The sequence below is a fragment of the Bradyrhizobium mercantei genome (assembly GCF_001982635.1).
Classification (GTDB): domain Bacteria; phylum Pseudomonadota; class Alphaproteobacteria; order Rhizobiales; family Xanthobacteraceae; genus Bradyrhizobium; species Bradyrhizobium mercantei.
Genome location: NZ_MKFI01000003.1, coordinates 671,813 through 693,715 on the forward strand (window position 1 = coordinate 671,813; position 21,903 = coordinate 693,715).

General features: G+C 62.5%; 18 protein-coding genes, 1 tRNA gene and 2 pseudogenes. 16 read left to right on the forward strand and 5 right to left on the reverse strand.

Going from position 1 to position 21,903, the window contains the following annotated elements:
• Positions 1–17: 17 nt before the first annotated feature.
• Entirely contained in the window at positions 18–878 is an 861-nt protein-coding gene (locus tag BI327_RS16760) for a LysR substrate-binding domain-containing protein (protein ID WP_076861725.1), read from the reverse strand.
• Positions 879–981: 103 nt separating this feature from the next.
• On the opposite strand from BI327_RS16760, the gene mdcA reads away from it, so the two are divergent.
• The 4 genes from mdcA (at position 982) to BI327_RS16780 (ending at position 5,217) form a co-directional block, all read left to right on the forward strand.
• Positions 982–2,610, forward strand: a complete 1,629-nt coding sequence (gene mdcA, locus BI327_RS16765; protein WP_076861727.1) for a malonate decarboxylase subunit alpha — start codon at positions 982–984, stop codon at positions 2,608–2,610.
• Between the two features lie 15 nt (positions 2,611–2,625).
• On the forward strand, positions 2,626–3,885 hold the full coding sequence (locus BI327_RS16770; protein ID WP_083742101.1) for a malonyl-CoA decarboxylase: 1,260 nt from the start codon (positions 2,626–2,628) through the stop codon (positions 3,883–3,885).
• Between the two features lie 33 nt (positions 3,886–3,918).
• A complete protein-coding gene (locus tag BI327_RS16775) occupies positions 3,919–4,698 on the forward strand; it encodes an alpha/beta fold hydrolase (RefSeq protein ID WP_076861729.1) in 780 nt (259 codons plus the stop codon).
• Between the two features lie 231 nt (positions 4,699–4,929).
• Complete coding sequence (locus tag BI327_RS16780) at positions 4,930–5,217, forward strand: hypothetical protein (RefSeq protein WP_076861731.1); 288 nt, start codon at positions 4,930–4,932, stop codon at positions 5,215–5,217.
• Between the two features lie 328 nt (positions 5,218–5,545).
• Here the strand turns inward: BI327_RS16780 and BI327_RS16785 are convergent, their stop codons facing one another.
• Both BI327_RS16785 and BI327_RS16790 read right to left on the reverse strand, forming a co-directional pair.
• Positions 5,546–6,262, reverse strand: a complete 717-nt coding sequence (locus BI327_RS16785; RefSeq protein ID WP_076861732.1) for a flagellar hook assembly protein FlgD — start codon at positions 6,260–6,262, stop codon at positions 5,546–5,548.
• A gap of 10 nt (positions 6,263–6,272) precedes the next feature.
• The gene (locus tag BI327_RS16790; RefSeq protein WP_076861734.1) at positions 6,273–7,865 is read right to left on the reverse strand and encodes a flagellar hook-length control protein FliK; all 1,593 of its coding nucleotides are present in this window, start codon (positions 7,863–7,865) and stop codon (positions 6,273–6,275) included.
• 359 nt (positions 7,866–8,224) lie between these two features.
• On the opposite strand from BI327_RS16790, the gene mnmA reads away from it, so the two are divergent.
• The 4 genes from mnmA (at position 8,225) to BI327_RS16810 (ending at position 10,697) form a co-directional block, all read left to right on the forward strand.
• Positions 8,225–9,421 (forward strand): tRNA 2-thiouridine(34) synthase MnmA, encoded by a 1,197-nt coding sequence (mnmA, locus tag BI327_RS16795; protein ID WP_076861735.1) that lies wholly within the window; start codon positions 8,225–8,227, stop codon positions 9,419–9,421.
• Positions 9,422–9,446: 25 nt separating this feature from the next.
• Entirely contained in the window at positions 9,447–10,085 is a 639-nt protein-coding gene (locus BI327_RS16800) for a class I SAM-dependent methyltransferase (protein WP_076861737.1), read from the forward strand.
• A 53-nt stretch (positions 10,086–10,138) separates the two neighbouring features.
• Positions 10,139–10,504, forward strand: coding sequence for a hypothetical protein (locus BI327_RS16805; RefSeq protein WP_076861739.1), 366 nt, complete (start codon positions 10,139–10,141; stop codon positions 10,502–10,504).
• 116 nt (positions 10,505–10,620) lie between these two features.
• Positions 10,621–10,697, forward strand: a tRNA-Met gene (locus BI327_RS16810).
• Here the strand turns inward: BI327_RS16810 and BI327_RS16815 are convergent.
• Both BI327_RS16815 and BI327_RS41700 read right to left on the reverse strand, forming a co-directional pair.
• Entirely contained in the window at positions 10,654–12,342 is a 1,689-nt protein-coding gene (locus BI327_RS16815) for a recombinase family protein (protein ID WP_076862186.1), read from the reverse strand. The two genes, BI327_RS16810 and BI327_RS16815, sit on opposite strands and share 44 nt — an antisense overlap.
• The gene (locus BI327_RS41700) at positions 12,281–12,562 is read right to left on the reverse strand and encodes a hypothetical protein (RefSeq protein WP_143271616.1); all 282 of its coding nucleotides are present in this window, start codon (positions 12,560–12,562) and stop codon (positions 12,281–12,283) included. The genes BI327_RS16815 and BI327_RS41700 overlap by 62 nt, the downstream gene beginning before the upstream one ends.
• Positions 12,563–13,129: 567 nt before the next feature.
• Here BI327_RS41700 and BI327_RS41090 point away from each other — a divergent pair.
• The 8 genes and pseudogenes from BI327_RS41090 to BI327_RS16875 form a co-directional block, all read left to right on the forward strand.
• Positions 13,130–14,302, forward strand: a pseudogene (locus tag BI327_RS41090) (lyase family protein).
• 62 nt (positions 14,303–14,364) lie between these two features.
• Complete coding sequence (locus tag BI327_RS43170; protein ID WP_245334836.1) at positions 14,365–14,574, forward strand: hypothetical protein; 210 nt, start codon at positions 14,365–14,367, stop codon at positions 14,572–14,574.
• Positions 14,571–14,963: a hypothetical protein gene (locus BI327_RS16845; RefSeq protein ID WP_076861749.1), complete on the forward strand. Its 393-nt coding sequence runs from the start codon at positions 14,571–14,573 to the stop codon at positions 14,961–14,963. The genes BI327_RS43170 and BI327_RS16845 overlap by 4 nt, the downstream gene beginning before the upstream one ends.
• Positions 14,964–15,308: 345 nt before the next feature.
• A complete protein-coding gene (locus BI327_RS16850) occupies positions 15,309–16,412 on the forward strand; it encodes an SMODS domain-containing nucleotidyltransferase (RefSeq protein WP_083742102.1) in 1,104 nt (367 codons plus the stop codon).
• A complete protein-coding gene (locus BI327_RS16855; RefSeq protein ID WP_076861751.1) occupies positions 16,409–16,918 on the forward strand; it encodes a hypothetical protein in 510 nt (169 codons plus the stop codon). Before BI327_RS16850 ends, BI327_RS16855 begins: the two co-directional genes overlap by 4 nt.
• 2,417 nt (positions 16,919–19,335) lie before the next feature.
• Entirely contained in the window at positions 19,336–20,052 is a 717-nt protein-coding gene (locus BI327_RS16865) for a hypothetical protein (RefSeq protein WP_143271617.1), read from the forward strand.
• 398 nt (positions 20,053–20,450) lie between these two features.
• A complete protein-coding gene (locus BI327_RS16870) occupies positions 20,451–21,125 on the forward strand; it encodes a DUF6088 family protein (protein WP_076861756.1) in 675 nt (224 codons plus the stop codon).
• 10 nt (positions 21,126–21,135) lie between these two features.
• Positions 21,136–21,369: pseudogene (locus BI327_RS16875) on the forward strand (nucleotidyl transferase AbiEii/AbiGii toxin family protein); the annotation flags it as partial.
• Positions 21,370–21,903: the final 534 nt, after the last annotated feature.

The following is a 21,903-nucleotide window of genomic DNA, read 5'->3' on the forward strand; positions in this document are numbered from 1 at the left end:
TTCGCGGCTGCACGCGCTCAGATCGTGGGGCGCAACGGACCGCGCGCCAGCGTCAGCAGGGCGTCGGTGAGCGCCTCCGCAGCCTTGTCCGGCCGTTGCTTCTCGTAGATCGCAAACTCCAGATCGGGCAACGGCGGCAGGCCGTCGCCGGTTCCGAGAACCCGCAGACCGGCGGTGACGGCGCTCAGCGGCAGCGGGGTGACAGCGAGCCCGGCAACCGCCGCGGCGCGGACGCCGGTCAGGCTTGGGCTCGTGTAGACGATCTCCCAGCTCCATTCACCGTCACGCAGTGCGGAGAGCGCGGCGTCGCGCGACACCGATCGTTCGCGGTACAGCGCGAGCGGCAGCGGCGCGCCGGGAATGAGTTCGAACCCATCGGCTGCCGTCCACACCAGCGGCTCGCGCCACACCAGGCGTCCCTTCGACGTGCCGAGCGGCCGCTTGGCAAACACCAGATCGAGCCGGCCGGCATTGAGCTGTTCGATCAGTTCGGCGCTGACGCCGATCTGCACCTCGAGCTTGACGCCGCGATGCAGCGCGGCAAAGCGGCCGAGCGCCGACGGCAATGATCCGCCGGCGACTTCCTCGACCACGCCGAGGCGGACCGAGCCGGACAGCCGCGGCGCCACCAGCCGCTGCCGCGCCGCCTCCTCGAGTTGCAGCAGACGCCGCGCGTCGCCGAGCAGCATCTCGCCCTCGTCGGTCAGCGCGACGCTGCGCGTCGTGCGCCGGAACAGCGGCCGTTTGGCTTCGAGCTCGAGCCGCTTGATCTGCTGGCTGATGGTCGACTGCGTCAGATGCAATTGCTCGGCGGCACGGTGGAAGCCGCCGCAATCGGCGACCGCGACGAAGGCCCGCAGCAGTTCGAGGTCGAGCATCGATTAATCCATATTCGTAATCAATCATATTATAGAATATCGTTTCTATTATCAATGGCGGCCTTTTACCTTCGCTTCAGAGACGAAACGCGAGGAGGCCATCATGTCGAACACCACCCAGCCAACGGACCGCGCGGCACGGCTGGCCCGCGCACAAGCCATCTGCGGCACAGGCGGCAAGGTCTGCCCGCCCGAGCGCGCGACCGAACTGCTCGAGGCGGTCATCGTCTCGGGCGACCGGGTGGCGCTCGAAGGCGACAACCAGAAGCAGGCCGACTTCCTGGCCGCGTGCCTCGCCAAGCTGGACCCGGCACGCGTGCATGATCTGCACATGGTGCAGTCGGTGCTCGCGCTGCCCGATCACCTCAAGGTGTTCGAGCGCGGCATCGCCAACCGGCTGGACTTTGCCTTTGCCGGTCCGCAGAGCCGCCGTCTTGCCGAACTCGTCGCGGCAAAAGCGCTCAAGATCGGTGCGATCCATACCTATCTCGAGCTTTACGCGCGGATGCTGGTCGATCTGACGCCGCAGGTTGCGCTTGTCGTTGCCGACAAGGCCGACCGCAACGGCAATCTGTACACCGGTCCGAACACCGAGGACACGCCGACCATTGTTGAGGCTGCAGCCTTCCGCGGTGGCGTCGTTGTGGCGCAGGTCAACGAGATCGTCGATCGCCTGCCGCGGGTCGACATTCCCGGCGACTGGGTCGACGTCGTGGTGCCCGGTCCGAAGCCTTACGCGATCGATCCGCTGTTCACGCGCGATCCCGCCAAGGTGAGGGACGAGAACGTGCTGATGGCGATGATGGCGATCGCTGCGGTGTACGAGCCCTATTCTGTGACGCGGCTCAATCACGGCATCGGCTATGCCACCGCGGCGATCGAGCTGATCCTGCCGACCTTCGCGGCAAAGCGCGGACTGAAGGGCAAGGTCGCACGGAATTTCGTGCTCAACCCGCATCCGACGCTGATCCCGGCCATCGAGGCCGGCTTCGTCGACGGCGTCTATTGCTTCGGCTCCGAGCTCGGCATGGAACGCTATGTCGCCAGCCGTCCGGGCGTGTTTCCGGTCGGCGCCGACGGCAATCTGCGCTCCAACCGTGCGCTTGCCCAGGTCGCCGGGCAGTATGCCTGCGACCTCTTCATCGGCGGCACGTTGCAGATCGATCCGCAAGGCAACAGCTCCACTGCCACCAAGGATCGGATCACCGGCTTCGGCGGCGCGCCGAACATGGGTGCGGATCCGCGCGGCCGTCGTCACGACAGCCCGGCCTGGCTGCGCGCCGGCGAGGAGGCCGGCGAGCGCCTGCGTGGCCGCAAGCTGGTGGTGCAGATGGTGCAGACCCGGCAGCCGAACGGCGCGCCGAGCTTCGTCGAACGTCTCGACGCGTTCGACCTCGCGGCGTCGGCCGGTTTCGCGCTGCCGCCGGTCATGATCCATGGCGACGACGTCACCCACGTCATCACCGAGCACGGCGTCTGCAATCTGTTGCGCTGCCGCTCGCTCGGGGAGCGCGAAGCCGCTCTGCGCGCAGTCGCCGGCGATACCGATTTCGGCAAGCGCCAGGATGCCGCCACGACCGAGGCGCTGCGCCGCGGCGGCATCGTGATGCTGCCCGGCGATCTCGGCATCGACGCGAGGACTGCAACCCGCGACTGGCTCGCCGCGAAATCCATCGACGATCTCGTCACCGCATCGGGCGGCCTCTACGTGCCGCCGGCGAAATTCCGTTAGCTGAAGGAGGCTTCCATGACCCGGACAGAGCAGACATCTAGCAGCACGCAAGGCTCGCTCGATTCCGCAAGACAACTTGCCGCGGCATTGCTGTCGGAGCGCGGCGAAGCATCGGGCGCTTCGATCGCACGCGAGTTGCAGCAGACGCTGCGCAGGCTGGATACCGACGGCCGGCACGGTTTTCAGCGCTATCTCGCCACCACGTTCCAGCCCGACGCGACGAAGCTGCGCGACGCGGCAACGCGCTATCTCGCCGACGGCACCGCGGCGGCTGCGGCCGCGCTCGCGGAGGCCGCCGATCCGCCGCGCCAGGAGGTGCTGCGGCGGATGAACACGGCGCCGGGCGGCACTGCGACGCTGGTCGCAATGCGCAGCGAGATCGCAAGGCGCCTCGGCGCCGAGCCGGAGTTGAAGCTGCTCGATGCCGATCTCAAGCATCTGTTCGCCTCCTGGTTCAATCGCGGCTTCCTCGAGCTTCGCCGCATCGACTGGGACTCGCCGGCCGCCGTGCTCGAGAAGCTGATCGCCTATGAGGCGGTGCATGAGATCAAGGGCTGGGACGATCTGCGGCGGCGCCTCGCGCCGGACCGGCGCTGCTTTGCCTTCTTCCATCCCGCGCTGCCCGGCGAGCCCCTGATCTTCGTCGAGGTCGCGCTGGTCGACGGGCTTGCCACCGCCGTTCCGCCGCTCTTGGTGCAGGATGCGGATGAAGAGGCCGCGCGCAGCCGGGCCGCACGGGCCGACACCGCGATCTTCTATTCGATCTCGAACTGCCAGGACGGGCTGCGCGGAGTCTCGTTCGGAAACTTTCTCATCAAGCAGGTGGTCGAGGAGCTGCAGACGGAATTTCCGCAGCTGAAGCGCTTCTCCACGCTGTCGCCGATACCGGGCTTCCGGCGCTGGCTCGGCCAGCAGCAGGATCTTTCCGCCGACGACACCGCGATGCTGCATGCGCTCGACGGCAATGGCTGGTGGCGCGATGCGGCGACGCAGGACAGAGTGCGGTCTTTGCTGATGAAGCAGTGTGCGCTCTATCTGACGCGCTCGCCAGTGTCGGGAATGCGCGTCGATCCCGTTGCGCGCTTCCATCTCGGCAATGGCGCGCGGCTCGAGCGGATCAACTGGCTCGGCAACACGGCCGACCGTGCAATGGCAGAGTCCTTCGGCATCATGGTCAACTATCTTTACGATCACGACAGCATCGAACGTAACCATGAGGCCTTCGCGCGCGAAGGAGAGATTGTCCGTTCACCGCAGGTGGACGCGCTCCTGTAACGATCCAGCCCTCACAATGATGGAGTAGATGTCATGATGATGAATAGACGCACGTTCTCGACCGCCTTGCTTGCCGGCGCCGCGGCTTCACTGGTGTCCTCGCGCGGCATGGCCGCGACCACGCCGCCGGTCAAGGCGCGCAACGTTGTGCTGGTGCACGGCCTGTTCGCCGACGGCTCGTGCTGGACCGAGGTCATTCCGCGCTTGCAGGCGGCCGGGCTCAATGTGACATCGGTGCAAAATCCGCTGACCACGCTGCCGGAAGCCGTCGCCTCGGCGCAGCGTGTGCTCGATCGCCAGGATGGTCCGACGGTGCTGGTCGGCCATTCCTTCTCCGGTATGATCGTCACCGAGGCCGGCGTGCATCCGAACGTCTCAGCGCTGGTCTATGTCGCCGCGCGCGCCCCCGATGCCGACGAGGACTACACGGCGCTGGCAAAAACCTATCCGACGCCGCCGGCGAGCGCCGGCATCGTGTTCGATGGTGACGAAGGCCGGCTGAGCGAAGAAGCCTTCCTGCGCGATTTCGCCGGCGATTTGCCGGAAGCCAAGGCCAAGGTGCTCTATGCCGTGCAGCAGCCGTTCCACAAGCAACTGCTTGCCGGCAAGACCAGCCATGCGGCCTGGCGCAGCAAGCCGAGCTTCTACGCCGTCTCGACCGAGGACCGCACCATCAATCCGGATCTCGAACGCTTCATGGCGAAGCGGATGGGCGCCACCACGATCGAGGTGAAGGCCAGCCATCTCGCGCTGATCTCGCAGCCCCAGGCGATTGCGCAACTGATCCTCGACGCCGCCGGACAGTCGAAGTGAGCACCGGCGGCAATCGCTCCTCCTCGCGATAATGAAACGGCCCCGGAACGTAGAAACGTCCCCGGGGCCGCATTGCGTATTCCGCCGTAGGAGCGCCCCCGGGGCACGCTGCCGGCGCGGTTGCGCCGGTTGCAAGGCAGAGTGAGCTAGCTCACGGCGTGTGTAGGCGTCACGCATCAAAGTTGGGGCGTCGCATGGTGCGACGAATGGAAAACGAAGGACCCCAACGTCATGGCCAATATCGACCACAAGCAAGGAACCTACACGATCGCTGCCAATTCGAGCCAGCCCTTCACCTTCTGGTGGGGACGGGATTCGAAGGCGCCGAACGAGTTCTTCGACGTCTCGATCGCGCCGCATCTCGACACCAAGCATGCCTCGATGGAGCCCCTGCAGGAAACGGGCAAGGCCGTGTACTGGGATCATCGCGGCGGTGTCGGCGTCGTGCTGATCCTGACCTTGCAGAACCGCAACAATTTCCCGGTCACGTTCGAGGCCAATCACGTCCGCATCTATTGATGCGGCGAGGAGACGGAGCAGGCCGCGTCGGTTGCGCGGCCGGCGCCGGGCTTTCCCTGCGTCCTCTGCTTTCAGAGCGGCGAAACGAAAATGCGAAGCTCGGACGGTTCATGTGCGAGAATGAGGATGCGTGGCCACAAGCCGCGCCACATATTCAGTGTCGTCCCTGCGAAAGCACGGACCCATAACCACCGATGGTCATCGTCGTGCAATGCTGGAACGACGAGTCCTGTTTCACGACACCGGCCGCGGCGTATGGGGACAGGTGTATATGCGACGCACTCGCGATCAGCGACGCGCACGCGCGTAGAGCGCCGGCAGGCCGAGGTTAGCTCGAGCTCGTCGACCCGCGCACCACGCGCTTGATCTTGTCGGTGGTGTAGGTCTGGCCGCCGATCGAGAGCAGCGGCGGGGAGGCGGTGAGGTCGACGGAATCGACGACGCCCTGAATCTCGGTCGAGATCGCGAGGTCGTTGCCCTTGGAGTCCTTGCCGGTGGCGGTCAGCGTGTAGGTGCCGGCGGGCCATTGCGTGCCGTCATTGCCCTTGCCGTCCCAGACAAAGCTGGCGTTGCCCTGCTTCAGGTTGAAATTGCCGGAATAGGCGGTCTGGCCGGTCGAGCTCGTGATCGTGATCGTAGCGCTGGTGGCTTGCGGGGACACCAGATTCCAGGTCGCCGACTTGTCGAACTGCGTCTTGCTGCCGTCGACCGCGACCGTGTTGCCGACATAGACCAGCGCCTGGGTCGACTGCGCGCTCTTCTCGATCTCGATCAGCGACTTCAGCTGGTCGTTGGATTTCAGCTGCTGCTCGACGCCAGCGAACTGCACGAGCTGCTGGGTGAACTGGTTGGTGTCGAGCGGGTCGAGCGGGTTCTGGTTCTGCAACTGCGTGGTCAGCAGCGTCAGGAAGGTCTGGAAGTTGTCGGCGATGCCCTGCGACGAGGTGGTCATGCCGGTGCCGCTGGTGCTGCTCCCGGAGTTCGTTCCGCTGTTGGTGCCCGGTGCTGAGACGACGGGCGTCGGCATGGTTGCATCGACTGCCATGGTGAACTCCTTACACTCTGATATCGACGCCGCCGAGGGCGCCGGTTGCGCGGCCGTAGGAGCGGCCCGCCGCTGCGGCGGGAACGCTGTCCTCCTCGGTGACGATCAAACGATGGGCGTTCGGATTGGACTGGCCATTATTGTTCTGGCCCGACTGCGACTGGTCGCGCAGGCTGAACTGCAAGCCGCCATTGCCGGTCGACAGGCCGGCATTGTCGAGCGCGCGCTGCAACTGGTTGGCGTCCTGGCGCAGCATCGACAGCGTTTCCGGCCGCTCGACGGTGAGATGCGAGGTCACCTGGCCGTTGCGGTCGACGTCGATGCGGACATCGATGCGGCCGAGCTCGGCGGGGTCGAGCCGAATCTCGAAGCGGCTCTTGCCGCTCTTGGCGGAGGCCGCGATCTGCATCGCAAGGCCGCTGAGCGGCACGGCGGCGGCTTGCGCGGCGTTGGTCACGGTCAATTGCGCGGTCGCAGACGGCGTCGTCTGGCTGGTCGCGAGTTGGGCCTGGAATGTATTGGCCGCCTGCGCGCTGGGATCGGGCGTCGTGAGCTGAGGCTGCGCGGCCGCCTGGCCGCCGACTGCCGGCGCGACGTTGCCGTCGCCCTTCGCATCGGACTTGATGGCATCGGCTGCACCGTCGGTGGCGGCCTTCGCCTTGCCGGCAACCGCGGCCGACTGCGAGACGGCGGGAACGATGTTGGTCGGAGCCGCCTGCGCGGCGTTGTTGCTGCCCTGGACAGCGCCGTCCGGGTCCGCCGGCGCTGTCGCAGCCGCGTCGGTCGTGGCGACCTGTGCCTTGGCTTGCGTCGTCGTCTTGGTGGCGGGCGTTCCGGCGGCAACCGTCGCGGCGAGCGTCGCATCGCCGGTCGCTGTCGCTGCGCCCGGCACCGTTGTCGCATCGGCCGTGGTGACGATCTGCGCCTCGGTCTTGACGCCGGCGGCCTTGGCGACCTTGTCGGCATTCGCCGTGGTGGTCGCCGCCGTTGCGGTGTCAGTGCCGGCCGGCGCACCGGTGCCGGCAGCGGCACCCGTGCCGGCGATGGCCGAGCTTGCCGCGATGGCCGCAGCGGCGATCGCCAGCGGTGCGGCGGGCTGGTCGGACGGCGCGGTGGCTGTCGCGGCCGGGGCCGTCGCCGGTGCAGTGGCCGCGGTCGCGATCACGGCACTGACCGTTGCCGCGCCGGTCGGGTCCGGTTGCGGAGCGGCCTGGGTCGAGGCCGTCTTGTCATCGGTGGATTGCGCATCGGTGCTGGACTTGGAGTCGTCCGACTTCGATTTCGACTTGGTCTTGCGCGGCGCGCCGGTGTCGCTGTCGTCATCGACCGTCTTGTCGTCCCGCGAACTGCTGGACGTCCGGTCGGGAGCCGTGCTGCTGTCGCGGGAGCGCGTGTCGGTGGTCGAGGACGAATCGTCGGCACGGCGCGCGGGCGCCGGCTGGGAGTCGTAGCGGCTGCTGTCGCTGGTGGACGCAGTGTTGCTGTCGACCAGCGCGGCAAAGCCGTCGTTCCCCGGCTGCGAAGCGGGATCGGGCCGCGCCGACCGCTGGGTCGCGCCCTGAAAAGACCGGCCTGCCAATGCTTCCGACGTGACGCTGACCACTGCCAACCCTCGCAAATGAGACTTCCGGCGTTTTGTCAGCAAGGAGCGGGCCAATCAGGACGTGCAATAAATGGTGAGTTATTTCAGTCGGTTACGTGCGGTCCTCGCGGCCGGCAACGGGTTCCCGACAGGTCTCCTTTTTGCCCGGCGGCAAGATTTGCCGTCCGCGCGCAGCTGAGCCCGGCTTCGGCCGGATTGCCTCGCCGGAATACGGCCTATATTAAGAGTGGCCTCCGACGCGTCCGGAACCGACCGACCCGGCCTTGGACGCGTTCTAAGGCTTTCTGGACAAAGGCTTTTTCCAATTTCGTCGCGGAGCGCATAAGCTCGCCGCGACAGTGACCAATGACCGCTTAGAGATGCTCAACAGTCTGGATCTTGAAGGCCGCCCTGAAGACACACGGATCGTCGTTGCCATGTCCGGCGGCGTCGACTCGTCGGTGACGGCTGCGCTGTTGAAGTCGCAGGGCTACGACGTGGTCGGGATCACGCTGCAGCTCTACGACCATGGCGCCGCGACCCATCGCAAGGGTGCCTGCTGCGCCGGCCGCGACATCCATGACGCGCGCAATGTCGCCGAGCGGATCGGTATCCCGCATTACGTGCTCGATTACGAAAGCCGCTTCAAGCAGTCCGTGATCGACAATTTCGCCGACAGCTACGCGCTCGGCGAGACGCCGGTGCCGTGCATCGAGTGCAACCGTTCGGTCAAGTTTCGCGATCTGCTGGCAACCGCGCGCGAGCTCGGCGCGCAGGCGCTCGCCACCGGACACTATGTCGCCTCGCGCCGACTTGCCGACGGATCGCGCTCGCTGGTCTGCGCCGCGGATGCCGATCGCGACCAGAGCTATTTCCTGTTCGCGACCACGCCCGAGCAGCTCGACTTCCTGCGCTTCCCGCTCGGCGACATGACCAAGCCGCAGACCCGCGAGCTGGCGCGGCGCTTCGATCTCGAGGTCGCCGACAAGCAGGACAGCCAGGACATCTGCTTCGTGCCGACCGGCCGCTACACCGACATCATCGGACGGTTGAAGCCGAATGCGATCGCGCCGGGCGAGATCGTCGATCTCGCCGGCAATGTGATCGGCCAGCACCAGGGCATCGTCCATTTCACCGTCGGCCAGCGCAAGGGCCTCGGCATTGCGTCCGGCCACCCGCTCTATGTGGTCAAGCTCGATGCGGCGACGCGCCGGGTCGTGGTCGGGCCGCGCGAGGCGCTGCGGATGGATCGCATCGCGCTGCGCGACGTCAACTGGATCGGCGACGGTGCGCTGGATCGCGTGATCGGCGACGGCATCGAGATCTATGTCCGGGTGCGTTCGACGCGCGCGCCGCAGCCGGCATGGTTGCGCGCCACTGACGGCGGCTACGAGGTCGAGCTCGTCGCGGGTGAGGAGGGCGTGTCGCCCGGCCAGGCCTGCGTGTTCTACGATGCGGCGTCCGGACAGGCGCGTGTGCTCGGCGGCGGCTTCATCAAGAGCGCGACCGCAAGCCGCGCGACGCGTGGCGTGGCGCGCGATACAGTGGCGCCGCTCGCGGAAGCGGTGCGCGGCTAGGGATTAAGAGGCTTCGGGGCAGGGAATGGCTGGGGACATCGACCGCGAGGGGGTCGAAAAGGCGTATGGCCGCTGGGCACCGATCTACGATCTCGTGTTCGGCAAGGTGTTCGATCACGGCCGTCAGTCGACGATCGCGGAAGCCGACCGGATCGGCGGACGCGTGCTCGATGTCGGCGTCGGCACCGGATTGTCGCTGTCGGAATATGCGCGCACGACAAGACTGTGCGGCGTCGATATTTCCGAGCCGATGCTGCGGCGGGCGCTGAAGCGCGTGCGCGCGCAGGGCCTCTCCAATGTCGAGGCGCTGGCGGTGATGGACGCCAAGAACCTCGCATTCCCGGATTCGTTCTTCGACGCGGTGGTCGCGCAATACGTCATCACCGCGGTGCCGGATCCCGAGGCGACGCTCGACGACTTCATTCGCGTGCTGAAGCCGGGCGGCGAGTTGATCCTGGTCAATCACATCGGCGCCGAGAGCGGCCCGCGCCGCGTCTTCGAGCTCGCCTTCGCGCCGCTGGCGCGGCGGCTCGGCTGGCGGCCGGAATTTCCCTGGGAGCGGCTGACCAATTGGGCGGCGAAGCATGGTGGCGTCAGCCTTGCGGAACGCAGGCCGATGCCGCCGATGGGACATTTCTCGCTGATCCGCTTCCGCAAATCGTGAGGCTTGCTGCGATTTGAGCGGGAACATCGGCGCGTCGTTGCGGTTTTCTCCCCATGACGATGAACCGAACCCTCGCTTTATCCTGTGCCCTGATGCTGGCGCCGGTTGCGGCCGCGGCACAGGCGCCGCCGGCGCCCGCCACGCCGCCGGCACAGACGGCGCCGCCGGCGGCCTCGCGCACCGCCGCGAATTGCGCGCCGCAGCAGCCTTCGCATCCCGGCGTGGTGGTTCCGGAGGGAACCACCACCGGGCAGGCCGGCCGGCCGCTGAGCGACAAGCTCGCCAGATCGGACGGGGTGCTGTGCCCGCCGGCCGGCGTCGATCCCGAAATGCGTGCGCCGACCCCGCAAGGCGGCAACACGCCGGTGATTCCACCGCCCGGCAGCCCCGGCGGCGACCCATCGATCAGGCCGAAATAGCCTCTCGCTGCAATAAGTTGCAGCCCCGTCCGCGTTTGCTTGACAGGCGCGCATGCCACTCTTTATATGCCGCGCGTTCGCAAGTTGCGGCTCTACGCCGCCGATCGCGAACCCATGGCGGGGTAGCTCAGCTGGTTAGAGCACGGGAATCATAATCCTGGGGTCGGGGGTTCGAGTCCCTCCCCCGCTACCATGCGTGACCCACTATCCTCAAAAGTGGGTTTCGCGCTGTAGCGGTCTCCCGCTACCATGTATGACCCACTATCGCGGTGGGCCTGCGGAAAAGCGTCCCCGCCGATTAGTGCGGCGAGCTTGCCTTTCACTTCGACCTCGAACCTTTCCCGTGATCCCTTCGGATGTACCGTGACGCTGTGAACAAGCGCCCGAAAGTCGTCGATCAGGGAACCGCGGTCGTCCTTCGCCTCAGTGTGGCTGGCCATTGTCTCCGCAAGTGCGTTGACCGTGCTGATGTAGCGGTCCAGGGTCGCCGGATGGAGCGCGACGGGGACTGGAGCTTCTTCGAGTGCGGCCAGTTCGGCTTCGACGCGCAATCGTTCTTCCTCCAGTTCCGCAATCCGTTGCTTGGCGTCCTTCTCGGAAATTACGTACTTGATCACGAGGTCAATGTTGCGTTGCCGCTCGCCTTCGATCCGGTCACGCTTCGCCTCCAGTCGCGCGCGCACTGCGACCGCGTCCCCGGCAAGCCGCTCCCGTTCACTGTTGTAGTTCCGTACATAAGTCTCGATCAGCTGCGGGTCTTTCAGTTCTTCCGCCATGCCGCTGAGCACGAGTCTTTCGATGTCGCGCAGGTAGATGACCCTTCGATTCGAACAACTCCCGCTCTCTCGGACCACTGAACAGCGAATCCTGGTCTTTCCGGTCTTGTCGCGGTCATGAACGGACATCCCCGATCCGCAACAACCGCAGCGAAGGAGACCGGAGAGGAGATGCGGAGCCCGTCGCTTCACGTGGCTGGCCAAGTGGCTCTTCTCGGTTTTCAGAGCGCGAGCTTGCTCCCAAACGAGCTGTTCGACGATCCGTAGCTGAGGCGCCTCGATGCTCTGCCAATCATCGCGAGGGTTCGGTCGAGATAGTCGTTTGCCGGTATCAGGGTCCTTCACCATCCGGACTTTGTTCCAGACAATCCGACCAACATAAAGTTCGTTGAAGATGAGCCCAGCTCCACGTTGGGCGTTACCGTTGATCGTCGACGCGTTCCATCGCCGGCCCCTCGGTGGGCGAACGTTTTCTCGGTTGAGATCGTGTGCGATTTCCCGTGGCGTTCGTCCGGCGGCGTATGCCGTAAAAATACGTCGGACGATCGCAGCTTCGTCTTCGACTATTTCGAGTTCACCGGCTTTACCGGGAACAGCTCGATATCCGTAGGCACATCCCCCCGCGTGTCGACCGTCACGTATTACGCCGGCCATGCCGCGACGGACCTTCTTCGCTCCATCTTCGCGCTGCATCTGTCCAACGAGGCCGCGAATTCCAATCAAGATCGAGTCTGCGGTGCCGTCATGAACGGCTTGGATTTCGATGCCCTGGAAAGATAATCTTTTGTGGATGCCGGCCAGGTCTTCCATGTCACGAGAAAGCCGATCCAAAGCTTCCACAATGACAACCGTGAAGCGCTGTTGGCGCGCCGCATCCATCAGCTGCATCAAACCATCGCGGCCGAATACAGACGCCCCAGAACGGGCCTTGTCCTCGAAGGTTGCAACGACGTTGAGTTGATGACGGGCCGCATAGGCCCTACACAGAGCAATCTGATCTTCAGTCGACTTTTCGTTTTGAAGCTCGGTCGAGAACCGAGCATAAATTGCTGCTGGCTTCATTTTGAACACCACCGCTGATGCGCTTCTCGCTGGCGGCGTCAATATGAGTTTTCATCAGCCGCTCATTCTCGAAGAGATGATCGCGCCTCGCGTCGGCGATTGCAAGCGCTTCAACAAATTTGAACAAAGCAGGATCTATTTCAGGTTGGTTTGCACACTGTGGTGCATGATGAAAAACGCCTCTCGTCTTCGCACGCGTCATAACAGCAAGATGTTGCATGCAGTCCAAAAGGGGCAGGTCGCTTAAACATCGATCGCAAAATTGGATATGATTGAAAACAAAACGGATGGATTCTTTTTGGTCCGAAGCTCGTGCGGTCCGTGGTCATTTGTGGAAGCCGTAGGCGGACAAGATACCAGCCGGCTTGCCTTAAACCTGAGCGATGTGCTCCGCGGGGCTGATGATCTCTGAGGCGGTGTGGCCTTAATGTCCGCCTGGCGCGACCGAGCGCCACCTGAATGACGTAGACGTCGATGGTCTGCTCGAGCAGACCCGACGAGACCGTGGCGTTACTGTCCTTCGCCTTCTTATCGACGCAACTGATCATGCGCTCGCCTCGCGACGGAGAGGACCATCCGCTCCATGCCTCATCAGTACGGTTCGCCAAATGCTGATCAGCCGGCTCACGGGAATGTGCTGCAAGAAGATAAGCGTAGCTTATACAGTGCTTAAATTTGACTAATTCATTGATAAGTCGATTAATCTTCCTTTTTGATCTGCTTACTCTGACGGCGCGAATTGAGTTCGCGCAAATCACCCAAATAGCAAATCGAAAGTTGCGTCGTCATGAGTCAGACACGGATCGAGAAAGACAGTCTCGGCCAACGAGAACTGCCTGTGGACGCGCTCTACGGCATCAATACCGTTCGGGCTTTAGAGAACTTTCCGCTAACCGGCCGCACGATCGCGACACTGCCCGGATTTGCCGCGGCAATGGCGATGGTCAAGGAAGCGGCGGCGCGTGCCAATCGGGAGATAGGCGCGCTCTCGGCGGACCGAGCAGAAGCCATCATCAAAGCTTGCCAGGAGATTCTTGCCGGAAAGCACGATGCTCATCTTGTTGTCGACGTTCTCGAAGGATCGGGTGGCACCTCATGAAACATGAACGTCAATGAGGTGGTCGCAAATTTGGCTGCGAGGCTGGCCGGCAAGCCGGCGGGTGACTACGCGTTCGTCCATCCAAATGAGCACGTCAATCTCGGTCAATCGACCAATGACGTGGTCCCCACGGCCATGAAGCTTGCTGTCTTTCGTGCGCTGGAGGGGGCTTCCCTTGCCTTGACGCAATTGGCGGACGGCTTCTCGGAAAAGAAGAAGGAGTACTCCGAAACACTTCGCCTTGGGCGGACATGTTTGCAGGATGCCGTGCCAATGCTGCTCGGTCAGACCTTCGGGGGTATCAGCCCTCATAGAACGCCATGCCAAACATTTGGAGGATCTGCGCCGTAAACTGTTGACAGTCCCGCTCGGAGGAACCGCGGTTGGAACAGGACTGAATTCGAGACCGGGTACAAACAGGCGGTCTTCCGCCACCTATCGGTTCTGGTCGGCCATGAGGTCAGACCGACGCCCGATGCGTTCGACGGAATGCCGAACCTCGACACGTGCGCCCGTCTGTCAGCCGAGCTGCGAAATTCCGCAAATTCTCTCTGGAAGATCGCCAATGACCTCATTGTGCTCTCGTCAGGTCCAGGCGGCGGTATCGGAGAAATCGCGTTACCGGCCGTTCAGGCCGGGTCCTCGATAATGCCTGGCAAGGTCAATCCCGTTATTCCTATGGCGGTTTGCCAAGCTGCATTTGCCATCTGCGGGAACGATGCTGCGATCGCAATGGCGTGCCAGCAGGGAATGCTGGAGATCAACCATTACGAACTACTGATCTGCGATCGCCTGATCGATTCGATCACTCTCCTCCAGCGTTCGGCGACGATCTTCCTCGAACGGTGCGTGCGCGGCTGACGGCAAACGAAGAGCGATCCTGGCAGAACCTGCTGGGGTCGAGTGCGCTGGCGACTGCGCTAGTGTCCGAACTCGGCTATGAGCCCGTCGCCACGATCGTACGCGCGGCACTGGCTGAGCATCGATCATTTCTCGATGTCGCTGTCGAGCGCGGATTGCTGCGTCAGGAAGACGTGCGCTCGGCCATGCGCCGAGCCGCCGTTGAGCCGCCAGGCGCGTCGGGTGATGCTTTTCTGAAAGAGAAAAATCAAAATTCTGGGAGGAAGCGATGAGCGAGGTCCAAGAGGGCTCGGGGATTCGGTTTGAAGATGCTCCCCTGCGACAGTTCCATCTTCACGCCGGGTTTGGCGCCTGTAGAGGACGGTTTGCCGACGGCTTTGAACTCGGCATTATCGGGATCGCTGTTGCGATCGCGGCGACTCAGCTGCACTTGTCGGCGACCTGGATGGGCTTGCTGGGCGCCGGCGCCTTGGCCGGATTGTTCTTCGGCAGCTTGCTCACCGGCGTGATTGCGGCTAGTCGCATTTGCAGTTACACCACTTACCGGAACAGTCCCGTTCAAGACCGTTCGCGCGCTCTTGGGCGCTCGTCAGCACTCGTTCCTGTGGCGACTGACACGCGCGAAGAAAGAGACGTTTGCGGCAGATTTCTGCGCTTTTAGAAATTGGCACCGAGCTTGGGAGGTGCCGCTGCTGCCGGCGTGCCGGCAGTGAGAAGGGGGCCTTCCCGCGCCCATCCACCGGCCGCTTAGGGCTGCGCCTCCCAGCGGCCGGTGGAGCTCATGCGCTGCGCTCCACACCTCTTCGCGGCCATGGACATCCTGGCGACCCGATGCCGTCGGCACGATTCGGACGCCGACTCGCCAGCCGCGAAGCCCCAGCGTTGCCGAGTCAATTGGAAATTGCACGGTTTGCCTCGTTTGATTCTGGACGCGATGCCCTGGGTCGGCTTGCGGCAGCTATAGGCAATCACCATCTTTTGCCGAATTTAACCCGAAGGCGATCGCATGCCGTTGCCGACCGACAACCCGTTCAATGTTCTGCTGAGCCTTAGTACGGCTTCGTCTTCGCCGCTTGGAAGCCTCTACGGCGCGTCGGAGCAGTCCGCCAACGCCGGTATCTTCGGCTCAGGGCTCAACGGCCCGTTCGGCTTGCCGGCACCGACCAGTCACGTCAATGCCCTGACGCCGTTCCTCACGCCGCCATCCATTCCGCCGCACCTCTGGTTTTATGTGGTCCGTCGGTTTCAGCGGATCTTGAACAACATCGCCATCACCACCGCGCAGCGCGAGGACGGCGAGAAGAAACATGCCGGCGTGCGGTCTGCGCTGAACCGCCACTACTGGAACGTCGCGTCGGATACTGCGAATAGCTTGCTCATCGGGTCATGGGGCAAGGACACACGCGTTCGGCCCTCGCGCGACGTCGACATCCTCTTTCTGCTGCCTCCCAGCGTCTACCGTCAGTATCAGTCCCGCGCTGGCAATCGCCAATCGGCCCTGCTGCAGGAGGTCAAAGAAGTCCTGCGCACGACCTACAGTCAGACTGCGACCTTGCGTGCCGACGGGCAGGTGGTCCTCCTGCCGTTCAACACGATGCCGGTCGAGGTGGCGGTGGGGTTCCGCTGCACTGACGGCAGCATCATCTACTGCGATACGAATGACGGCGGCAGTTACAAGACCTCCACGGCCGAGGCCGAGGTGGCTGACCTGCGCACCGCCGATCTGACCTGCAATGCCAACGTGCTGCCATTGGCGAGGTTGATGAAGCAGTGGCAGCGCGAGTGCAACGTGCCGCTGAAGTCGTTCCAGATCGAGAGGCTGGCGGTCGAATTCCTCCGGAGCTGGAGTTATCGCCATCATTCGCTCTTCTACTACGACTGGATGGTGCGCGACTTCCTCGGCTTCATCATCGGTCGTGCCAACACCACGCTGTTCATGCCGGGCACCTTCGAAGCGGTGCCCCTCGGCGACGCCTGGCTCAGCCGAGCGCAGACGGCCTACAAGAACGCTGTCAGTGCGGCGGACAACGAGTACGGCAACTACGAGGCCCCTGCCGGTCAGGATTGGCAGAAGATTTTCGGCGCGGCGGCGCCGGTGTTGGTGTCATGACCGACCCTGCGCAGGCCTTGATTGACGAATGCCGGCGGCAAGAGGAGAACTGCTCCTACACGGCGACTAGCTTCATCATCTGGCTGCGCGGGCTTCGGTGGATGAGGACCTTCTGCCTTGCGGCGCCCGTGGTTTTCGGTGCGCTGGCGACCTGGAAGGTGCTTGAGCAGTCCTCCGTCTGGGCTGCGGTGTTCACGCTGCTGGCAACGGTGATACCGCCGACCTACAAAGCTTCCCGCCTCGATGACACTATCAAGGACTACGAGTTGATGTCGGGCGAGTTCACGAACATCAGGGATGGCTTCCGTCAAGCGGCGCTTGTCCATTCGCAGAAGCCCTACCCCGAGTTTGAGGCCATCACCAATCAACTGATTGGCCGCCTTGAGAAGGCACGGGCCCGCAGCCTCGCGCCGCCGCAGTGGTGCTTTAAGCTGGCGCAGAGGCAGATCCAGGCCGGTCATTACGTTCACGACTACGACCAACGTCGGCAAGGGGATGGCGCCTAGGGGAATGGCGCGCCGAACAGGCCGGGCTTTAGGCTGTGCCCGGAGCCGTTATTCGTCTCCGCCCATTCGGGCAACAATCCCTCACGCGAGCGCTGTTGAACTTCTCGCCGGAGACACTCGGTCAAGCATCTGCCTGCGGCACCGCTATCACTGATGCATCCGCCGGGTGCCGTTCCAGCCTGGCCTCGTCGTTGCAGTCGGTCCCGCATCCCGTTTCGCGGCGCCATGTTGGTGCTCTTGCGGCTGCATTTCCGCCGACCTTCGCTTTGCTTCGGCCTACTGGCCACACCAACCCGGCAGCCTCAAGGCCAAGCCCTGCGGGCGTTCCGTGGCCTTGACCCGTCAGGCTCGGTGCAGCAGGGGGCTTATCATTCGCCAGGCCGGAAACCGCCTAGCGAGATTAAAGCCGACAAGCAATAATCGGTTCGCCCACTAGCATTCGACGCGAGCATAGCTAGATATAACCCTTTAAGTTGTTGGAGGTTTTATGCCGCATAAGTTGAAAGGGCGCGACGGGGTCTCGGTCACCATTCCGGACGGGGGCCACGGGCTACAGGGCAACGACGGGCACATGGTGGCGATTCCGAAAGGTTATCACGGTCTACAGGGGCGCGACGGGCGGATGGCTGCCATCCCTCAGGGTGGGCACGGTTTACAGGGTCGGGATGGTCGGATGGTGGCGATCCCGAAAGGTTATCACGGTCTACAAGGGCGCGATGGACGGATGGCCGCCATCCCAGCCGGTGGTCACGGTCTTCAAGGACGAGACGGACGGATGGTGGCAATTCCGAAGGGCTGTCACGGATTGCAGGGGCCTGACGGGCGAATGGTGGCGATCCACCCAGGCAAGCACGGCGTGCCAGACGCGAACGGCAGAATGCGGAACAAGTAGCGTTCCGGGCTGGATTCTGTAGTCAGATCGCACGGTCGTCACGATCCAACGGTGGACGATCGCGTTTCTCGGCATTCACTCGCCGCAGAAACTTTATCGCGTCGCGGACTCAAGATTCCTAGTCTCAAGCTCTTCGCCGTTACCCTTTAGGCCCATGGATGCGCAAGGGTTACCGCACTTCTGCTTGATGACTTCTGCGATGCGCTCAGGAGGATCGTATCGGAAACGCATCTGCGTACCCAGGCACGTGCCGAAGGCTTGCGCTGTAAGCAAATAGGCTTCTTCCGCAAATGAAGCTGTTGCTGTGGCGTAGAGGAAAGCCACTGCTAAAATGTACCGCATCATCCCCTGCGGTCAATGGGGACACTAATGACAACCGATGTGGTCCTCAACGGTAGACTTCTCGTCGTAACGCTGCTGCCGTAAGTCTGGCGGCGGTGGCTCCCTTTAAGCTCGCTGAGTGAAGCCGGGGCCGGGCAAGGCGGGGAAATAGGGCCCGGTGTCGAATTAAAGGACCAATTAGGATTTGTACGACGTCTCTTTTCGAATCCCTGCGATTCCGTTTTGCATAGCTCGTCACGACGGTTGATAAGTGAGGGAGCCCTACTGCGGCGAATCGGGCTGACCGTCCTCGTGCCCGGGTGATCAGAATGAAGAGCTTGAGCGAGCGCTATAAGACAGACCAGCTCACCCTAGCCGCCGTGGCGCAAAGGGGTAGGCGCGCCGATACAGTACCAAGGCGATTCAGCCAGCGAGGATGAATATGGCTGCTGAAGGCGATCAAACACCGAGCTTGGGGATCGAGGTGCCCTTTCAAGTCGGCATCGCGGGTTCCGACATCGACCTCAGCAATGCTGACGAGCGTGAGCGATGGCTACACGGGCAGCCCATTGAAGTCGCGATGGTGATCGCGGCACGTGCGGCGCTGAGAGCAGTGCCAGGCCTTTCGTTAGCCCGAGGCTCAAGCGGAAGCCGATTGACGAGACGCAGGGTGATCTTACGTGTCTTTCGAGCGGTTGCTGCTGCTTGGGCCGTATCAGCGTTCCCGGGACGGCGAGATGTCTTAGCTAGTGCCGCGAGAAAAGCGGTGTCAAGGCTTGGAGATGTTCAGGCCCCACCGCCCGAACGTGCCGCAGCGTATGCAATAGCTACTCTGCTGGCTTCGAATATCGATGCTCCGGCACGAGCGACAACCTGTATCAGCTATGCTTTAGATATGGCGGGGGAGAGAGGACAACTGGCCTTCGATAGCATGTTGAACGCTATTGTGACTGACGCAAATCTGCTCCGAGAGAGGTACAGCTCCGTAACGATAGCCACTTCGAAGCTTTGGCCTAGTCGGCCGCCCGAGTGGGTGCGAGAGCCGTGGGAAGAACTAAAAAATTCGCTTATCGCAGAGAACGAAGGTTGGCATGTTTGGTCGCTCTGGTACGAGGCTCGACTATTTGGGCATGTGATACGGGAGCCGCTCGAAATCGCCCGCGCTTTGATCCCCGACGAGCTTTGGAACCAAGAGCCCCGCATCTTGAACACGCGCATTCAAGAACTGGTCGATGAGAATGGGGCCACAGGAGGCGAACCAAGATTACAAGGCGTGAAAGCTGTGGGCGCGGCGGGCACAATCAGGCCATTGGCGTCTAGTTCGACAAGTGCGGAGCGTTCGGACGCTGAGGTGGGCACGATCCGTAGCCAACTTGAAATTGCAGCGGCGGCAGAGGTCGTACCAAATCCGGCAGTCGAGGCGGTGGCTCTACAAATCAAGAGCAATCCGCGGATGTTCGAGGAGGCCGCTCGTTTCGCAGCTAAGTCGATAGAGCGGGAATTAGAGACTTTAGCTGCAAAGATTCCCAATGAGCCCGGTGCCCTTGAAGGATACCACGAGGTTAGAGATGCTCTACAAAGGCTTCAGAGTGGATTCGAGGACCTTGCGTCGTCCGTTGGGGAAGCCAGAGAGGTGGCGGACGCGTCTGAGCAGACGGCCTTATTAAGAAAGGTTGTGCGCACGGCTAGGGCAATGTGCGAAGGTTTTGTTGATTGGTTTGTTGAACACGGCAATAGGTCCGGGCGCGTCATCGCTGAACTCGGTCTCGCCGGTGTAATCTCGGGGACGCTCAGTTATTACACGGGTGTTCCGCCAATGATGACCTTTCCGGTTACGATAGCCGCAATGTCTGGGCAAAGTGTTTGGGAGGCGATCAAGGCCTTCGCTCCGAACAAGGACAAGACAGGCAAGAGCGACTAAACGGCCCTGCTTCGATTTCCTTTTCCATGCCGACTACTTTGACGTGCTGACGACCTATATGTCCGAACGGTCTTCTGCCATTACTTAAATCGTTCCTCGGCCCATCCACCTCCCTTGCGCCGATCGGCGAACCACGCGTTCCCCATCTTGGCGGGAGACCGAATTCCACGACTGCCCGTGAATTCAGGGAAATAGTGTGTTCCGTGCGCTTTGATTCCATCTCTGAAATGTTTTTGAACGGTTGGAACTGTATAAGTATTTGCAACGTATGTACTTTTGCCTTTCGTAAGAAATTTGCTGCCTTTTTCTTACGCGTGTAAGAAATTTACCGTATTTTTCTTGCACGCTATCGACATGTAAGAATTAAATTGCATATTTCTTACGGAAGGAGGGCCCCGATGGCCAGCGTTGCAAATCGCATCTACGACCGGATGAGCCAAAGCGAACAGTCCACCAAAGTGTGGACCGCACGCGATTTCGCGGACACCGGAACGCGGTCGGCGATCGACGTTGCCCTTCACCGCCTCCGGCACGACAACCGAATACGTCGCATCGATCAGGGTCTTTACGATCTTCCGCGCAAGAACCAACTCACGAAGAAGGTCTCACCACCAGACTACAGGTCAGTGATCCAAGCGGTCGCCAGACGGGATGGCGCCAAGGTCTTGGTCGACGGAATAACCGCAGCCAATAATTTGGGCCTCACCAACGCCGTACCGGCGAACGTCGTCGTATGGACGGACGCTCGCGTGAAACCGATAAAGCTCGATCAAATGGTTATCGACTTCAAGCAAGTCGCACCAAGCCGCCTTTTGTGGGCCGACCGACCCGCCGCTCAAGTCGTACAAGCTCTCATCTGGCTGCGCGATGTCCTCCCATCAGATGGGGCCAACATCATGAAGCGCCTGAAGTCCATTCTGAACCAGGGCGATACCGGCGACCAAATTCGCAAGGATCTGCAAGACCACCTAGGTGATCTGCCAGACTGGCTCGTGCCTGTCGTCAAAGACGCGCTAAAGCCAGACGATAAAACCCAGATCAGCGATCCATCTCAGTCTTCAGGCAGCCCTTAGAAAGTCGATCATGAACGACCTGTCGCAGATCACCCGTGCGAGTGCCGAGGATCGACGAGGACTGTTCCAACAGGCAGGACAGCGCTTGGCGTGCGCACCCGAGAACATCGAGAAAGACTTCTAGGTCTGCTGGACCCTCGACGCCCTCTACAACAAAGCTGGCATCAAGCCCCGATTGCTCTTCAAGGGCGGTACGTCCCTATCCAAGGCTTTCGATCTGATCCAGCGATTCTCGGAAGACCTCGGTGCGCCGAGACGGCGTGGGGGGACGATCATGAGTTAGATGGTCCTCTCTCAACTTGCTGATTTTCGACCGGCGGCTGCAATGCCGCCCGTCTACCGAGAGCAGTAGACAGAAGGGGGCTGCAAAGCTCGACCGGGTGTCGCCGGTGGGGTGTCATAAGCAGAGCAACCTCAACTGTAACCCTGAGCCCTCGTAGCACAGCCGGCATCGCGGACGACTTCAATATGATCCGTCGGCGACAGCCTTACCTGATCGGCCGGCGTGTCGCAGACGGAATGCCAAGCATCGAGTCCATATCCTGGTGGAGCGAGTTCTGTTCGAAACGCCGCGACGCTGGAGCGCAAAGAGCGAAATCTGTTGCGCCGGACCGGGAGGACCCGGGGGAGCGAGGAGCCACTGCGGAGGCCGTGGAGACAAAGGTCCAGCAGGAACTGCTGGAGAGACCGGCGGCACAGGCAGCGCGGGTGCTCCCGGATCATATGGAGATGTTCGCGGGTCTCCTCCAGGATGGTTGCGCAGATGAATATGGGCCTT

Bases quoted from the DNA above. Each gene is read 5' to 3' on its own strand.
- BI327_RS16850 (WP_083742102.1), top strand. From the start codon at position 15,309: ATGCCGTTGCCGACCGACAACCCGTTCAATGTTCTGCTGAGCCTTAGT.
- BI327_RS16770 (WP_083742101.1), top strand. From the start codon at position 2,626: ATGACCCGGACAGAGCAGACATCTAGCAGCACGCAAGGCTCGCTCGAT.
- BI327_RS16845 (WP_076861749.1), top strand. From the start codon at position 14,571: ATGAGCGAGGTCCAAGAGGGCTCGGGGATTCGGTTTGAAGATGCTCCC.
- BI327_RS16805 (WP_076861739.1), top strand. From the start codon at position 10,139: ATGACGATGAACCGAACCCTCGCTTTATCCTGTGCCCTGATGCTGGCG.
- BI327_RS16815 (WP_076862186.1), bottom strand. From the start codon at position 12,342: ATGAAGCCAGCAGCAATTTATGCTCGGTTCTCGACCGAGCTTCAAAAC.
- mnmA (WP_076861735.1), top strand. From the start codon at position 8,225: ATGCTCAACAGTCTGGATCTTGAAGGCCGCCCTGAAGACACACGGATC.
- BI327_RS16780 (WP_076861731.1), top strand. From the start codon at position 4,930: ATGGCCAATATCGACCACAAGCAAGGAACCTACACGATCGCTGCCAAT.
- BI327_RS16855 (WP_076861751.1), top strand. From the start codon at position 16,409: ATGACCGACCCTGCGCAGGCCTTGATTGACGAATGCCGGCGGCAAGAG.
- BI327_RS16760 (WP_076861725.1), bottom strand. From the start codon at position 878: ATGCTCGACCTCGAACTGCTGCGGGCCTTCGTCGCGGTCGCCGATTGC.
- BI327_RS41700 (WP_143271616.1), bottom strand. From the start codon at position 12,562: ATGCAACATCTTGCTGTTATGACGCGTGCGAAGACGAGAGGCGTTTTT.
- BI327_RS16775 (WP_076861729.1), top strand. From the start codon at position 3,919: ATGATGATGAATAGACGCACGTTCTCGACCGCCTTGCTTGCCGGCGCC.
- BI327_RS16785 (WP_076861732.1), bottom strand. From the start codon at position 6,262: ATGGCAGTCGATGCAACCATGCCGACGCCCGTCGTCTCAGCACCGGGC.
- BI327_RS16800 (WP_076861737.1), top strand. From the start codon at position 9,447: ATGGCTGGGGACATCGACCGCGAGGGGGTCGAAAAGGCGTATGGCCGC.
- mdcA (WP_076861727.1), top strand. From the start codon at position 982: ATGTCGAACACCACCCAGCCAACGGACCGCGCGGCACGGCTGGCCCGC.
- BI327_RS16870 (WP_076861756.1), top strand. From the start codon at position 20,451: ATGGCCAGCGTTGCAAATCGCATCTACGACCGGATGAGCCAAAGCGAA.